Below are 13,502 nucleotides of genomic sequence, written 5' to 3'. Positions count from 1 at the left end.
CCAATCCAAGGTGCCCCCCCAAGGTGTCCACAACCCCACTTCGCCAACAAATCATCCTGCGCTCCGACAATCTCCGTTCCGACGACTTCGGTGCCCTCTTCTCCAGACTCTTCGGCAATCGCTACGCCGACACTCCGCCCCCGCCCTCCAGCATCATCATTGGCGGCGTCTATGGTCGGCATGACGGTGTCAGTTTTCGGCGCATGCATTACCACGGCGACTTCAGCGTTTCTTTTCCCGATCCGCAGGACGAGATCACGTTCGTCATTCCCACTGCGGGCAAGATCGTGTTCAACCACGCCACCGAGTCCATCGGTGTGTCGCACGTTGGCCTGGCAATCGACAAGGCTGACATTCGTTCTATGCGTTTCTTCGATGATCACGCGCATCACGGCATGTCGATCAATCGTCATCAGCTCACCGAGCGGCTCTCGGCGCTGTTGGATAAACCGATTCTGGAGAAGATCGCTTTTGAACCCAGCGTTGACCTGAACACCGCAGCCTTTCAGGGCATCAAGGCGCTGATCGATCTGGCCACAGGCACTGAGTTTGATCTGTTGATCAACAGCGGCACGTTGATGCCGTCGCGATTGCGCGAGATGTTGATTGATGCGGTGCTGGAGGCGTGGCCGCACAATTTTTCCGAGGCGTTGCGGCGGCCGGCGCCGAGTGTGGCGCCACGGCATGTGAAGTTGGCGATGGCGTTTATTCAGGCGCATCCGGAGCAGTTGGTCAGTGGTGTGGAGCTGGCGCGGTTGAGCCATGTCAGTCAGCGCGCGTTGCAGGAAGGGTTTCGGCGGTTTGTCGGGATGTCGATTGTGGCGTATCAGCGGCAGGTGCGGCTGGAGCGGGCTTATGAGGTGTTGAAGCAGCGCGGCTCGGCGTCGGTGACGGAGGTGGCGTTGCGGTTCGGGTTTAGTAATGTCGGGCGGTTTTGTCGGTATTTTCAGGGGGCTTATGGGGTGAGTCCCGCTGAGTTCAGGGTTCGGGATTAATCAGCTCATAAGCTGGAAAGCTAATTGTAGGAGCGAGCCTGCTCGCCCCTACAGTTTGTGTGTGTTTTTTTAGAACGCGTAGCTGGCCTTGAGGCCGCCACTGTAGCCGTGGCTGTCGCCCCCGCCGTTGGCACCCACTTGCGCGCCGAGGCTCAGGGCGCCGAGGCTGGCCATGACGTTGACCCCGCCGCTGAACTGGTCGTGGTTGTCGAAGGCGGCGCGTTGCTCGATGTCGAGGCCCAGCAGTTGGCTTTGGCTTTCGACCTGATGCTCGCCGAATACGTGTTCGTAACCGACCTGCACGCCGGGCACCAGTTGCCAGTTGCCCATCACCAGCGGGGCGAAACCGACGTTGAGATTGGCGACGGCGCTGCGGCGGGTTTGCTTGTTGTCGTCGACGTCGAGCGAGAGTTCGCTGCCCTGCTCTTTGAAGCCGTTCAGGTCGAGGTGGCTAATACGCAAGCCGAGGCTCGGTTCGAAGGTCATGCCGTTGACCGCGGCACGGTAGCCGAGCGCCAACGTCGCGCCACTGAGCTTGCCGTGGGTGTCGCCTTCGGCAGTGCCGAGGCCGCCGCCGAGGTCGCGTTTGCTGTCGTAGTCGACGTAGCCGGCGCTGGCGTTGGCGTCGACGAACAAGCCGCGTTCCAGGCTGGCAAAGCCGTAGCGGGCGCCGAGGTTGAGGAAGCTGAAGTCGGTGTCGGCTTCGCCGCCCGCGCCGCCGACGCTGCCTTTGCTGTAGCCGAAACCACCGCGAGCGCTCAGTTGTTCGCTGAAGCGCTGGGTGATGCCGACCATCAGGCCCTGGCTGTGTTCGTTACTGCTCTCGGCGTGGGCCGAACCGTCGGTGCCGAGGTAACTGGCGAGCGCGGTGCTCCACAGGCGATATCGGCCGACTTTGAGGTCGCTGCCGCTGGCGAACGGTGCGGCGGCTTGTTCGATCATCGCGTTTTCGCGCAGCAGGTAACTGGCGGCGTCGGCGTGGACCTGACCGCCGACCTGGGATTCGACACCGCCGAGGGTGCCGGCGTCGATGGCCGACTGCAGGTAATAGTTGTAGGCGCTGTAGGTGCCGGAGAGTTGAGTGTTCTGTAACTGCCGGAGTAATTCGGCGCCGGCTGCGGCGTTGCCGATCAGCCCGGCCTGACCCGGCAGGCTGTGGTATTCGACCAGTTTGCCGCGCAGGACGTAGATCGTTTCCTGCGACAGACCGAGGCCTTGTTTGAGGTAGTTGTCCATGCTGCCGTATTCGGTTTTGACCTCATCGAGACCGGCCTGCAAATAACTGGCCCGAACGCCGAGCAGTGGTTCGTAGATCGCGGCCATGCTTGCCGGCAAGGCTTTGAGGGTCGCGGCAACACGGGCGGCGGTGTAGTCGTTGGTCGCCAGGTAGTTGGCCATGATCGTGGCGTCGTCGACACCGGCGATACTCTGCAACACGGCGGCGGTCCAGCCGGTGCGGTCTTTGCCCGCGGTGCAGTGGAACAGTTGGGCGGCGTCGACGCTGGCCAGTTCGTTGAACAACGTGCCGAACTGGCCGCGCATGCCGGCATCGCTGACGAAGGCGCGGTTGGTCTGCTCCATCATGGCGATGGCGTCGGCGGCGCTTTTGAACGAGATATTGGTGATGTTCGAACCGGAGGTGGTGCTGCCGATGATGTCGATATTTTCGTAAGTGGCGCCACTCAGCATCGTGTCGGGGGTAGCAGCGATTTCGCTGGGGGTGCGCAGGTCATAGACGGCTTTGATGCCGAGGCTGTTGAGGGTCGCCAGGTCCGCTGCCGACGGCGTGATGGCGTTGGAGCGGTAAAACACGCCGCTGCGCAGGGTGCCGTCGTGGGCCGTGGTATACGCGGTGGTGATGCCGGCGATGTCACGGAAGTTGTCGATGCTTTGCAGGCGCGGCGTATCGAGCGGCACGGACTCGGCGGCGTGGGCGGTAGCGATGGACAGGCTCAGGATGGACAGCGAACAGACAAGACGTTGAAACACAGTGCAGCCTCATTGGATTAAACGTTGGGCTGCTGACTATGGATAAGCGAGTGATAGTGAATATGACAGTTTCGGTTTGTGCGCAAATGCCTGCGCGAATGGGCCGTGGGGTGCGTGATTTGTCCATGAATCCAGGGCACGCAACTGCTACAGGGTTGGGGGGAGCCTTCCCCTGGTCCTTCGGTGTGTTTTGTTTGCGTTGTTTTTGAGGCTGGAGGTGGCGGTGTAATCAAAGGCGCCTGCGCCGATTATCAAGGCCTGGGCTGATTGTCACCGAGTGCACCAAGAATCCGTTCGAGTTCAGGCCGCGTCCACCGCTCCCAAGGCAGCACATCCCGGGTGTCGCCGGTGTGCCAATGCTCTCCCGCGTCAAATGCGAGGTAGATCGAGAAGGCGGGCTCGGGCATTTCTTCGCGCACGCCCAGGTCGACGATGTCGCTGAACAGACTATTCATGACCTCATCGCACGCGTGGAAATCACGGGTGCCGGCCAGGAACTGCCGGGCCATCGCTATGGCCACTTGGTTCAACAGGTCGCGAGGCGTGACCTGCAGGTCCCGACACAGGCAACCCAAGTCATGAAGGGTATCTTGCAGGATGACGTTCAGGGCGTAATCCAGATCTGCCGGGGTCACAAGCGTTTTCATGGGTCAGGCATCGTCCGTTGGTGCGCGGCGCAGGGTGAGCAGAATTTTTCTCTTGAGCAAAGAGTTGCCGGTGGTGTGGTATTAATTCCCGACTCGTCATCAAGGATCAGTGCCCATGAACCACCGCAATGTTCGAATCGTCGCCCAGCACCTGCTCTCGGACAACTGGTATCTGCTGAAAAAAATCGACTTCGAACTGCAACGCCGCGACGGCAGCTGGCAAGCGCTGAGCCGTGAGGTGTATGACCGTGGCAATGGCGCCACGATCGCGCTCTACAACCTGGCGCAACGTTCGGTCATCCTCATCCGCCAGTTTCGCATCCCGACCTTCGTCAACGACCATGACGGCTACCTGATCGAAACCGCTGCCGGGCTGCTGGATAACGCCAGCCCCGAAGAGCGCATTCGGCTGGAGGCGGAGGAAGAAACCGGCTACCGGGTGCGTTCGGTGCGCAAGGTCTATGAAGCGTTCATGAGCCCGGGCTCAGTGACCGAGCGTCTGCATTTCTTTGTCGGCGAATACCATCCCGAAGACCGCATCAGCGACGGCGGCGGTCTGGCCGACGAAGGCGAAGACATCGAAGTGCTGGAATTACCGTTTGATCAGGCGCTGGCGATGGTCGATGACGGGCGGATCATGGACGGCAAAACCATCATCCTCCTGCAATACCTCAAGACCGTCATACCGCCCTCACCTGCGCTGATGATTCTGGTGGCCGGCCCTTATCGCTCCGGCACCGGCGACGATCCCGCGGCCATCGCGGCCAATCTGCACGCCATGCAGGCATGCGCCGCCGAGTTGCTGCAGGCCGGGCATTTTCCACTGCTGGCCGAATGGGTAGCGCTGCCACTGGTACAACTGGCCGGCTCGCAGCACGTTGGGGATGAGGTGTATCAGGCGCATTTTCACGACTACGCGAAAACGCTGTTACAGCGTTGCGACGCGGTACTGCGCATCGGTGGTGAGTCCGCAGGCGCGGATCAGATGGTGGAACTGGCCCGACAACGGGGACTGGCGGTTTATCACGACTTGCGCGAAATCCCCGCTGCCGGGCGGCGCTGATCTCAGCGCGTCGGGCCAACGACCTCGATCTGCGTAATGCCGACCAGCTCGGCCTGTTCGAGGATCTGCTCCGGTGTCGCGTCTGCCGAGGGCATGATCAGGCCGTTTTCCGCGTCGCCGTAATGCAGTTCCAACAGGTGCCTCGCCGCCTCATGCTCGGCGAGTCGGGCCTCCTTGATCTCGAGGTCGTGGCTACGCGGCTTGCCATTGAACAGGTATTTGAGGACAAAGTTGTGCATGGTCGGATCCCGTGGGTGTGATTGGAAGGCAGCTGTTTATCCTGACGCACCAGTCAGCTTTTAAGTTCAACGCCATCACGAAACGCGGGAATGTCAGTGATCCGGTCAAACTTTTACCGACGCCAGGCGTCCCTTCTTAAACGGCCGACATGGCCCGGCAAACCCAACCAGCTGACCTCAGCTAAGGACTGGCAATGACCTTTTTCATTTTCCTTCTGGCCTGCGCGGCAGCGGCCACCACCGGCATCATGTTCAAACCGGGCGAATGGTACGCCGCTTTGATCAAGCCACGGTTCACCCCGCCAAACTGGGCCTTTCCGCTGGCCTGGACGCTGATTTACCTACTGCTGGCCTGGGCCGGCTATCGCTTGAGCCTGATCCCCGGCAGTCAGACCGTGCTGGCGTTGTGGGCGGCGCAGATTGCCTTGAACACGCTGTGGACCCCGGTGTTCTTCGGCGCGCATCAGGTGTTGGCAGCAATGGTGATCCTGACGCTGCTGTGGCTGGTGGTCGCGGCCATGGTGGTGCTGGCGTTGCAACTGGACCTGATCACCGGTCTGATTCTGTTTCCTTACCTGGCGTGGCTGTGTGTGGCCGCTGCGTTGAATTTTTCCATCCTGCTCAAGAACCGCTGATGACGAACGTCAATTTGGGTAATAAAACACCCTGGCCGCAAGGCGAGCGAGAGTTGGCGCAAGTGCGCGCCTTCAACCGGAAGCTCGCCTGGTTGCCGCGCTTCAAGATCCGCAATCGCCTCACGCCTCGGCTGATTCAGGCGTTGTTGCGGGTCAGTCAGTTGGGGGGCGCCGGCAAGCTGCGCAAACAGGGGCTTCGCGCGCAGGGCAAACGCCTGGCGAGCGGCGCTGGCGTGCGGATCATCCGGCCCAGAGGCCCGGCCAAAGGCGTGGTGCTGGATTTCCATGGCGGCGGTTGGGTCATCGGCAATGCGCAGATGAATGACAACTTCAACGTTGCCATCGTGAATGCCTGCAACGTCACGGTGGTATCGGTCGATTACCGGCTCGCGGTGTCGACGCCGATTGAAGGCCTGCTGGAAGACTGTCTGAGCGCCACACGCTGGTTGCTCAGCGAAGACGAGTTCGCCGGTTTGCCGGTTGTGGTAGTCGGTGAGTCAGCCGGGGCGCATCTGGCGGCAGCGACGTTGCTGGCGCTGCAACCCTCAGCGGATTTGCTGCAGCGCATCAGCGGCGCGTTGCTGTATTACGGCGTGTACGATTTGACCGGCACGCCGAGCGTACGCAACGCGCCGCCGGAAACACTGGTGCTGGACGGCCCCGGCATGGTCGAAGCGTTGCGCATGCTCACGCCAGAGCGCACAGACGAAGAGCGCCGCCAGCCACCGTTGTCACCGCTATACGGCGACTTCAGCGGCTTGCCGCCGGCGCTGCTGTTCGCCGGCGAACTGGACCCGTTGCGGGACGACACGCTGGCCATCGCCAGACGCTGGCAGCAAGCGGCGCCGGTCGAGGTGTATTTACTACCGGCGTCGCCCCACGGATTTATCCACTTTCCCACCGCCATCGCGCAAGGCGTGCTGGCTTACAGTCGACAGTGGATTAGCGCCCGAATCAACGCGCACACGGCGGCTATTCGTTCAGATCCTTGACCAGATAGCTGCCGACAATCTGCGACACACCGGTCAACGCCGTGCGCAGCAACTCCGGCTCGGTGCGATAACGCAACGGCTCGTAACCATAGGTGTTGGCGCCGTTGAACGGGGTGATTGGCTCGTTGCGCTGCCAGATCAGTTCATCGCCACGTTTCATCACGCCGCTCACGGCGATGGTCGGGTAGACCACGCTGCTGAAGCCCTGAGTCAGCGAGAAACCCCAGCTGATCACCGTCAGTTCGATCTGCGCATCAGCCGGTTCGTTGTCGCCGACCACCTTGAAACGGCCGGAAGCGGCCAACTGGTCCTCGAAGCTCTTTTTGACCAGGGTGCCGAGATTGATGTCAGAGGTTTCCATGTTGTAGACGATGGCATCGGTCGTCGACATCGACGCCAGGTCACCGGCCTTCAGCCCCGCGACGAAACCGGCGCCGCCCAATGCAGCGGTCGCGGCTTTCGACGCACTGGAAGCCAAACCGATGCCGGTGCCGACACCGGCCCCCACAGCAGCGCCCCACGCCTGTTCACGGCCCATGTAGGTGATTTCCTTGGGCTTCCACGCCACCGGCAGAATCTTCACTGTGTGGATCTGGGTGCGGTATTCGGGCTTGAATTTCTGGTTGGCACAGCCGGCCAAAAACAGCACGGCAAACATCAGGACAGCGATCTTCTTCATGAACGACTCGCGACAAAGGAATGTGGGTTAGTTGTCGTCATCGACAGGAAAATCTGAAGTACGAGCGGCATCGACAGCAGATTTTCCGCCGATGCAGACGTGATCGAGGCGCCACGGGTATGATCCGGGCACCCCGTCTCACCTGGACCGTCCCTGATGCCAGCCTCGTACACCCGCCCCGCCCCCGCGCCCCTGCTCCAACCCGGCGAAACCGTGGTGCTGTTCGACGGCGTGTGCAAACTGTGCAATGGCTGGGCACGGTTTCTGATTCGCCATGACCGGCTGCGCCGCGTGCGCCTGGCGGCGGTGCAGTCGCCCGAGGGGCAGGCGCTGCTGGCGTGGGCGGGGTTACCGATGGATCAGTTCGACACCATGGCAGTGATCCGTGACCACCACGTCTGGGAACGCTCCGATGCGTTCCTCGAAGTCATTGGCCAATTGCCCACCCGCTGGCAGCCGCTCCAACTGCTGCGAGTGTTGCCTCGCGGACTGCGCGACTGGGGCTATGACCGTATCGCGCTGAATCGTTATCGGCTGTTCGGTCAATACGCCACCTGCCTGCTGCCGAGTGCGGATCACGAACAGCGCTTTTTGAAGATGACGCCACCTACGCCAGAACGCTGAGCAACTGCACCGGCGTCATCTTGGTCACCATCATCAGCACGATCACGAACATCCCGGCAAAACCCATCACGCCCATCCAGAACCACTGCCGGTACACGCGGCGATAGTCATCACTCAAGCCCTGCCCGGTCGCGTCGGCAGTCGATGCCATGATCTCGAGCCGCTTCTGCAGCAGCAGCACCGGCAGCCACAGTGACCCCACACAAAAGAAGATGATCAGCGACGTCAGCAGCCACTCGGTGGTCATGGGCAACCCCGAAACCCTCATCAGCAGATAGCCGCTGATGATCTGCACAAACCCCGCCGGCGTGGTGATCCAGGCATCGAAGCGCACGACCATCCGCGCCACGTGGGCGATCACTTGCGGGTTGGCCGTACGGCTCGCGGCGATCAGATAGAGGTAGGAACCCATGCCGAAGCCGAACAGGAACACCGCTGCAATCACGTGCAGGTATTTCAGACCCAGATAGAGCATGCTCAGCGCTGCCCGGCGCAGAAATGCACGGACAGGCTCAGGTTGTCCGGGTCGTTGATGGCGGCCATGTATTCCTTGACACTGATTTCGCCCACGCACGGCCGGGCGCCGGGCTGTGGCGTGTAACCCTGAGCCATCTTCGCGGCCAGCGCCACGGCGGCGCAGCTGGGGATTTCCGGGCCTTTGTCGTTGAGCGCGGTCAGTTGCGCGGTCATGCTCAGTGGCTGGCCATCAACGCCGAGGCCTTGCACGTCGATGTACATCGCGCTTTTACCATCGCCGAAGCGTTCGAAGCGGGTGCCCAACCGATGCAGTCTCGCCGCCCACATCCCTGGGTCGCGAACCAGGCCGATTTTCAGCGCCTGCGCCAGCAGCGCATTGGCGATGCCGCCGAGCTTGAGTCCGGCGCCGGCCTGAAAACGCAGGGTGTGCGCGCCATAGCGGCTGGCGAAAATATCCATGTCCGGCACATCGACATTGGCCAGCAGGCGCCGTCCCAGCTGCGGCATTTTGCGCAGGGTCAGATCCTGCCATCCCGGCACTTCATGGACTTCGCCGTTGCGCAACTGCCTGATCGGTTTACCCGCGTACGCCAGCACACCCTCGACCGTCGACAGGCCGGGCATTTTCGCCGAAGAAGAAATGCCATGTTCGATCGAGTCGATGCGCGAAAAGCGCTGGCGCTGCTCGTCGATGATCGCCGAAGACAGCGTCGGCACCGAACTGCAGCCGCTGAGAATCGCCACACCGGTTTCCTTAGCGCGGGCGTCGAGCACGTCAATGCCGTTGACGAAGGTACGGCAGTCGGCCAGGTCGCAGTAGTTCACGCCAGCGGCAATGCAACTTTGCGCCACGGCATACGACTGTCCCTGAAACGGGCCGCCGGTGTGCACCACCAGTTGAATGTTCAGCGCAGTCAATGCGGCCTGGAATTCGCTGCCCATCGCATCGCCGCACCAGCCTTCGCAAGCCGTGTGCGCCCGACTGTTCAGCTCATCGACCTTGCGCTGCAACTTGCGCGGATCGCGGCCCGAGAGCAGCAACGCCACATCGGGCATCAGCGCCAGATGCCTGCACACGATACTGCCGAAATTTCCGTAGCCCCCGACCACCATCACCCTGAACGGCATGCAATTCTTCCCTAATCGTTTCGCGTGCAAAGTGCGAAGGATATAGGGCCCGGCGTCGGCAAGCCATGCCGGTTACCTGGAGCCTGCGCTGCTTCAATGGCCAACGGGCGCTACAAGGATGCCAAAGGGAACAGCGCGATCAGCTCGAGACTTGCTCAAGAAAGATCAGTTGCAACGGTTCTTCCAGCAGGTCGTCCGCCGTGGCGGCAAAGCGCTGGAAGTAAGGCATCGCAAAATGCGCATCCAGCGCCGCCTGATGCATGAAGGCCTCGCGCATGTAGAACGTGCCGCGCTGGTCGCGCAGTTCAAACAACACATAGTCGAGGTTGCCCGGTTCCGCGCGAGTTGGCTCGACCAGTGCCAGCAGCCCATCTTTCAGCGCCTGCTCCTGGCCAGGCCTGGCCTTGAGCACGGCGATCGACACCAGCATTTCAGTGGACGTGGTCATCATTATTTCTCCAGATTCAAGGCTGAGTGATCAGCGAGTCGGTGCCGGCGCCGCGTCGATTTTCAGACGCATCAGGCTGTAGGGTTTTTGCCGTTGATCCTGCCCGCCACGGAAGCCGGGCTGACGGTGCAACTGGTTGGCGATGAAATACAGATAGCCGTCCGGACCGATCGACAGGGTGTCGGGCCAAAGCAGGCGCGGGTCGTGGACAAGGGTTTGCCACTGGCCGTCCGGCAGGCGTTTGCGGATCGCGTTGTGTTCGTAGTCACCGGCATAGACCGCCCCGGCGGCATCGGCTTCCATGCCATCGGACGCGCCCTTCTCGCCCAGGTCCTGCACGGCAGCGGCCAGTTGCTGTTCGCTGACGCTGGTGTCACGCAACAGCGCGGTGGCAACCGAGTACAGATGGCGGCTGGACAGCGGCGTGAAGTACAGGGTCTTGCCGTCCGCCGACAGCGCAATGCCGTCCGACGCCACGCCCAACGGTGTGCGCTTGCCGTCCGCGCCCGCGACGGTCAGCGGCAGACCTTCGACCACCGGCACGAAATCCGGGTCGACCGATGTTGCCGGCACTCCGCTCAACCGGCGCTGGGCGCGGCCAGTGGCGATGTCCATGACGATGATTGCGCCCGGGCCACGCAGCGACGAGTCGGTGACGTACACCGTGCCTTCGGCCCCGGTGCGGAAGTCGAAGCGCATGTCGTTGACGTAGGTGCTCGGCAACATGACGTTGTCCGGAAACACCAGGCGTTTGACGATGCGGTTGTTGGCCAGATCCACCGCCAGCAGTTTCGCGCCTCTGGCTTTCGGTTCGGCAAACCCTGGCGCGGCGGTGTCAAGCAGCCAGACCCGGCCCTGCCCGTCGGCGACCACGCTTTGCACGCTGATCAAGCCATCGCTCGGGTCGCGCGGATTCTCCTGATTGATCGCCGCGTTCGGGTACGCAACCACCTTGCCGTCGCGGATTTCGCCGACGGTGAACGGCACGTCGTCGCCCCAACGCGGGAAGTTGACAAAGATTCGCCCGGTTTCGCTGACCGTCACGCCGGTGGGCATGGCGTCGTAGAACGCGTGGACTTGTTCAAGCGTGCCAAAAGCCCTGTCGGCCGGCGTATTCAGCGGCAACGGGATGGCGCTGATGGCGTGGGCCAGGGGCATGCTCAGGGTCGAGGCAATGGCCAACATCGCGGGCAGTTTGTTCATGCGCATCATGTGTTCCTCGCTGGGCCGTCATGGCCCGTTCGAATATTCAGAATCCTTCAAGCACCATCTTGCCCCGGGCCTTGCCGCTTTCGACCAAGGCATGGGCGCGGCGCATGTTGGCCGCATTGATCGCCCCGAAGTGCTGGCCCACGGTGGTTTGCAATACGCCCTGGTCAATCAGCCCCGCGACCCGGTTGAGCAAATGATGCTGGTTGATCATGTCGTCGGTTTCGTACAGCGAACGGGTAAACATCAGTTCCCAGTGCAGCGACAACGATTTGCGCTTGAGCGGCATGACGTCGAGGCTGTCGGGATCGTCAATCACCGCCAGACGCCCCTGCGGCCGCAGCACTTCGATCAATTGCGCAAAGTGCTGCGTGGTGTGCGTCAGGCTGGCGACGTAATCGACCTCGGCCACGCCCAGCGCCTGCAGTTGCGCGAGCATCGGCTGGCTATGATCAATGACGTGATGGGCGCCCAGCTGGCGCACCCAGTCAGCGGTTTCCGGGCGCGAAGCGGTGCCAATGACGGTGAGCCCGGTCAAACGCCGCGCCAGTTGCACCAGCATCGAACCGACGCCACCCGCTGCGCCGGTGATCAGCAGGCTTTGGCCCTGCCCCGCGCCCTCGGCGACACCGAGCCGATCGAACAGCAATTCCCAGGCGGTAATCGAGGTCAATGGCAACGCTGCAGCATCGGCGGCACTCAACGAGCGCGGCTTGTGCCCGACAATCCGCTCGTCCACCAGATGCCGTTCGCTGTAGCTGCCGGTGCGGGCAATCGAGCCGGCATAGAACACTTCATCGCCGGGCTGAAACAGCGTCACGTCGGCGCCGATCGCACGGACAACACCGACGGCGTCCCAGCCAAGGATTTTCGGTTCCTTGGTGAAAGTGCCGGCGCGGACTTTGGTATCGACCGGGTTGACCGCCACTGCGCGCACTTCCACCAGCAGGTCTCGCGGGCCAGGCGTGGGCTCGGGGATGTCGGTGTCCTGCAACGATTGCGGATCTTCGATGGGCAAGGCGTGTTGGGTAAAGGTGATGGCTTTCATGGGATCTCTGATTCTGAAGGGCTGTGGCAGTCACTGGCCGCCATCTTCGGCTTCCCTCGGGCAAAGAAAAACCGGCAGAATGCGCCAACACTTTCACTGCAGGCGTGAAAATGATCCGCATCGACGATCTCGGTTTATTCACCCGCAGCGCCGCGCTGGGCAGTTTTACCGCTGCTGCGCTGGAGGCTGATTTACTGCCCGGCCAGGTCGCTGCCGCGATCAAGCGGCTGGAACGCGAACTGGATGTGCGCCTGTTCGCCCGCACCACCCGCAGCCTGCGCCTGACCGCCGAAGGCGAGCAGTACTTGCCCACCGCCCACGCGGTGCTCGAAGCCCTCAAGCAGGGCGAGGACAATTTGCGGGGGGAAAACGCCACCTTGCGCGGCGTGTTGCAAGTCACCGCGCCTTCGGATCTGGGGCGCAATATCCTGCTGCCGTGGCTGACGCAGTTCCGCCGCCAGCACCCGGAGCTGACCTTGCGATTGGTGCTATCGGATCAGATGGTCGATCTGTTTCGCGACCCGGTGGACGTGGCGATTCGTTATGGCGCCAACGTGGACGCCAACTACGTAGCGCTGCCGCTGGCACCGTGGAACCGTCGGGTGCTGGTCGCCTCGCCTGAATACGTGCAACGCCACGGCCAGCCGCAGACCCCGGATGAACTGCTGGATCATCAGTGCCTGCTCTATTTGCAGACTGGCCGGGTCTACGACAAATGGAACCTGGGCAATCAGACCGTGCAAGTCTCGGGACCGCTGTTCAGCGACGACGCCGACGTGGTGCGGCGCTGGGCGCTGGACGGCGAAGGGATCGCCTACAAATCCTGGCTGGATGTCAGCGCCGACATCGCGTCAGGTCGCCTGCTTGTATTGCTGCCGGAGCAACCCGGCGAGACCTCGCCGTTGAGCCTGGTATGCCCGCATCGCAAGCAGATCACCCCGGCCGTGTCACAGCTCTATACGTGGCTGAGCAGCCAGTTTGCGGCGCTGAAACCGATGTGAGCAGAAGTCCCGCCAGAAGTTGACGAACGCTGTTGCGAGTGTTCAGATGCGGGCCTGTTTCAGGTGCCCCCTGCCGCCGTGCTTGGGGTGAAACGGGAAACCGGTACGTTCATTGTGAACAAGTCCGGTGCTGCCCCCGCAACGGTAGGCGCGTGATGCTTTCGACAGACCACTGTGGCCAGACGGCCATGGGAAGGTGAAAGCCTCGATACGCGCGAGCCCGGAGACCGGCCTGAAATGCGTTTGGCAAAATCCTGCGGTGGGCGGGCATGGGCCGGTATTGGCTGTGCGCGATGCCTTCTCCTGCATGCTCTTCTGCGAAGATCCT

15 protein-coding genes and 1 riboswitch are annotated in these 13,502 nt (G+C 62.1%); of the genes, 6 read left to right on the top strand and 9 right to left on the bottom strand.

Going from position 1 to position 13,502, the window contains the following annotated elements:
* The first annotated feature begins 23 nt into the window (after positions 1–23).
* Complete coding sequence (locus tag K5Y35_RS20235) at positions 24–995, top strand: AraC family transcriptional regulator (RefSeq protein WP_222832740.1); 972 nt, start codon at positions 24–26, stop codon at positions 993–995.
* A 69-nt stretch (positions 996–1,064) separates the two neighbouring features.
* Here the strand turns inward: K5Y35_RS20235 and K5Y35_RS20230 are convergent, their stop codons facing one another.
* Both K5Y35_RS20230 and K5Y35_RS20225 read right to left on the bottom strand, forming a co-directional pair.
* A complete protein-coding gene (locus K5Y35_RS20230) occupies positions 1,065–2,984 on the bottom strand; it encodes a tyrosine-protein phosphatase (protein ID WP_222832739.1) in 1,920 nt (639 codons plus the stop codon).
* A gap of 251 nt (positions 2,985–3,235) precedes the next feature.
* Entirely contained in the window at positions 3,236–3,631 is a 396-nt protein-coding gene (locus K5Y35_RS20225) for a hypothetical protein (RefSeq protein WP_222832738.1), read from the bottom strand.
* Between the two features lie 115 nt (positions 3,632–3,746).
* On the opposite strand from K5Y35_RS20225, the gene K5Y35_RS20220 reads away from it, so the two are divergent.
* Positions 3,747–4,694 (top strand): NUDIX domain-containing protein, encoded by a 948-nt coding sequence (locus K5Y35_RS20220; RefSeq protein ID WP_123464207.1) that lies wholly within the window; start codon positions 3,747–3,749, stop codon positions 4,692–4,694.
* Between the two features lie 2 nt (positions 4,695–4,696).
* Here the strand turns inward: K5Y35_RS20220 and K5Y35_RS20215 are convergent, their stop codons facing one another.
* On the bottom strand, positions 4,697–4,933 hold the full coding sequence (locus K5Y35_RS20215; RefSeq protein ID WP_123464205.1) for a hypothetical protein: 237 nt from the start codon (positions 4,931–4,933) through the stop codon (positions 4,697–4,699).
* 194 nt (positions 4,934–5,127) lie between these two features.
* Here K5Y35_RS20215 and tspO point away from each other — a divergent pair, with 194 nt between their 5' ends.
* Entirely contained in the window at positions 5,128–5,568 is a 441-nt protein-coding gene (gene tspO / locus K5Y35_RS20210) for a tryptophan-rich sensory protein TspO (RefSeq protein ID WP_123464204.1), read from the top strand.
* Positions 5,568–6,560 carry an alpha/beta hydrolase gene (locus K5Y35_RS20205; RefSeq protein ID WP_222832737.1) on the top strand — a complete coding sequence of 331 codons (993 nt, stop codon included), beginning with the start codon at positions 5,568–5,570 and terminating at the stop codon, positions 6,558–6,560. Before tspO ends, K5Y35_RS20205 begins: the two co-directional genes overlap by 1 nt.
* On the opposite strand, the gene K5Y35_RS20200 is transcribed toward K5Y35_RS20205, so the two are convergent.
* Complete coding sequence (locus K5Y35_RS20200) at positions 6,541–7,239, bottom strand: hypothetical protein (protein WP_222832736.1); 699 nt, start codon at positions 7,237–7,239, stop codon at positions 6,541–6,543. The two genes, K5Y35_RS20205 and K5Y35_RS20200, sit on opposite strands and share 20 nt — an antisense overlap.
* A 156-nt stretch (positions 7,240–7,395) precedes the next feature.
* Between K5Y35_RS20200 and K5Y35_RS20195 the strand changes: the two genes are divergently transcribed.
* Positions 7,396–7,863, top strand: coding sequence for a thiol-disulfide oxidoreductase DCC family protein (locus tag K5Y35_RS20195; RefSeq protein ID WP_186748242.1), 468 nt, complete (start codon positions 7,396–7,398; stop codon positions 7,861–7,863).
* On the opposite strand, the gene K5Y35_RS20190 is transcribed toward K5Y35_RS20195, so the two are convergent.
* From K5Y35_RS20190 to K5Y35_RS20170, 5 genes are all read right to left on the bottom strand, one after another.
* Positions 7,847–8,338, bottom strand: a complete 492-nt coding sequence (locus K5Y35_RS20190) for a DUF2269 family protein (RefSeq protein ID WP_222832735.1) — start codon at positions 8,336–8,338, stop codon at positions 7,847–7,849. The two genes, K5Y35_RS20195 and K5Y35_RS20190, sit on opposite strands and share 17 nt — an antisense overlap.
* Before the next feature lie 2 nt (positions 8,339–8,340).
* Positions 8,341–9,468 (bottom strand): saccharopine dehydrogenase family protein, encoded by a 1,128-nt coding sequence (locus K5Y35_RS20185; RefSeq protein ID WP_222832734.1) that lies wholly within the window; start codon positions 9,466–9,468, stop codon positions 8,341–8,343.
* A 139-nt stretch (positions 9,469–9,607) separates the two neighbouring features.
* Positions 9,608–9,916, bottom strand: coding sequence for a putative quinol monooxygenase (locus K5Y35_RS20180; protein ID WP_222832733.1), 309 nt, complete (start codon positions 9,914–9,916; stop codon positions 9,608–9,610).
* A 30-nt stretch (positions 9,917–9,946) separates the two neighbouring features.
* Complete coding sequence (locus K5Y35_RS20175; RefSeq protein WP_222832732.1) at positions 9,947–11,125, bottom strand: L-dopachrome tautomerase-related protein; 1,179 nt, start codon at positions 11,123–11,125, stop codon at positions 9,947–9,949.
* Between the two features lie 40 nt (positions 11,126–11,165).
* Positions 11,166–12,173, bottom strand: coding sequence for a zinc-binding alcohol dehydrogenase family protein (locus K5Y35_RS20170; protein WP_186748238.1), 1,008 nt, complete (start codon positions 12,171–12,173; stop codon positions 11,166–11,168).
* Positions 12,174–12,283: 110 nt separating this feature from the next.
* On the opposite strand from K5Y35_RS20170, the gene K5Y35_RS20165 reads away from it, so the two are divergent.
* On the top strand, positions 12,284–13,174 hold the full coding sequence (locus K5Y35_RS20165; RefSeq protein WP_128614271.1) for a LysR family transcriptional regulator: 891 nt from the start codon (positions 12,284–12,286) through the stop codon (positions 13,172–13,174).
* 44 nt (positions 13,175–13,218) lie between these two features.
* Positions 13,219–13,425, top strand: a riboswitch (cobalamin riboswitch).
* Positions 13,426–13,502 lie beyond the last annotated feature (77 nt).

It is taken from the genome of Pseudomonas sp. SC3(2021) (genome assembly GCF_019856535.1).
Classification (GTDB): Bacteria; Pseudomonadota; Gammaproteobacteria; order Pseudomonadales; family Pseudomonadaceae; genus Aquipseudomonas; species Aquipseudomonas monsensis.
Note: the sequence above shows the minus strand (reverse complement) of the source record. Positions and strands in the feature narration are given on the sequence as shown.

Excerpts from the sequence above, each read along its gene's own strand:
- K5Y35_RS20195 (WP_186748242.1), top strand. The coding sequence starts at position 7,396 with ATGCCAGCCTCGTACACCCGCCCCGCCCCCGCGCCCCTGCTCCAACCC.
- K5Y35_RS20215 (WP_123464205.1), bottom strand. The coding sequence starts at position 4,933 with ATGCACAACTTTGTCCTCAAATACCTGTTCAATGGCAAGCCGCGTAGC.
- K5Y35_RS20200 (WP_222832736.1), bottom strand. The coding sequence starts at position 7,239 with ATGAAGAAGATCGCTGTCCTGATGTTTGCCGTGCTGTTTTTGGCCGGC.
- K5Y35_RS20190 (WP_222832735.1), bottom strand. The coding sequence starts at position 8,338 with ATGCTCTATCTGGGTCTGAAATACCTGCACGTGATTGCAGCGGTGTTC.
- K5Y35_RS20165 (WP_128614271.1), top strand. The coding sequence starts at position 12,284 with ATGATCCGCATCGACGATCTCGGTTTATTCACCCGCAGCGCCGCGCTG.
- tspO (WP_123464204.1), top strand. The coding sequence starts at position 5,128 with ATGACCTTTTTCATTTTCCTTCTGGCCTGCGCGGCAGCGGCCACCACC.
- K5Y35_RS20205 (WP_222832737.1), top strand. The coding sequence starts at position 5,568 with ATGACGAACGTCAATTTGGGTAATAAAACACCCTGGCCGCAAGGCGAG.
- K5Y35_RS20220 (WP_123464207.1), top strand. The coding sequence starts at position 3,747 with ATGAACCACCGCAATGTTCGAATCGTCGCCCAGCACCTGCTCTCGGAC.
- K5Y35_RS20185 (WP_222832734.1), bottom strand. The coding sequence starts at position 9,468 with ATGCCGTTCAGGGTGATGGTGGTCGGGGGCTACGGAAATTTCGGCAGT.
- K5Y35_RS20170 (WP_186748238.1), bottom strand. The coding sequence starts at position 12,173 with ATGAAAGCCATCACCTTTACCCAACACGCCTTGCCCATCGAAGATCCG.
- K5Y35_RS20225 (WP_222832738.1), bottom strand. The coding sequence starts at position 3,631 with ATGAAAACGCTTGTGACCCCGGCAGATCTGGATTACGCCCTGAACGTC.
- K5Y35_RS20180 (WP_222832733.1), bottom strand. The coding sequence starts at position 9,916 with ATGACCACGTCCACTGAAATGCTGGTGTCGATCGCCGTGCTCAAGGCC.
- K5Y35_RS20175 (WP_222832732.1), bottom strand. The coding sequence starts at position 11,125 with ATGCGCATGAACAAACTGCCCGCGATGTTGGCCATTGCCTCGACCCTG.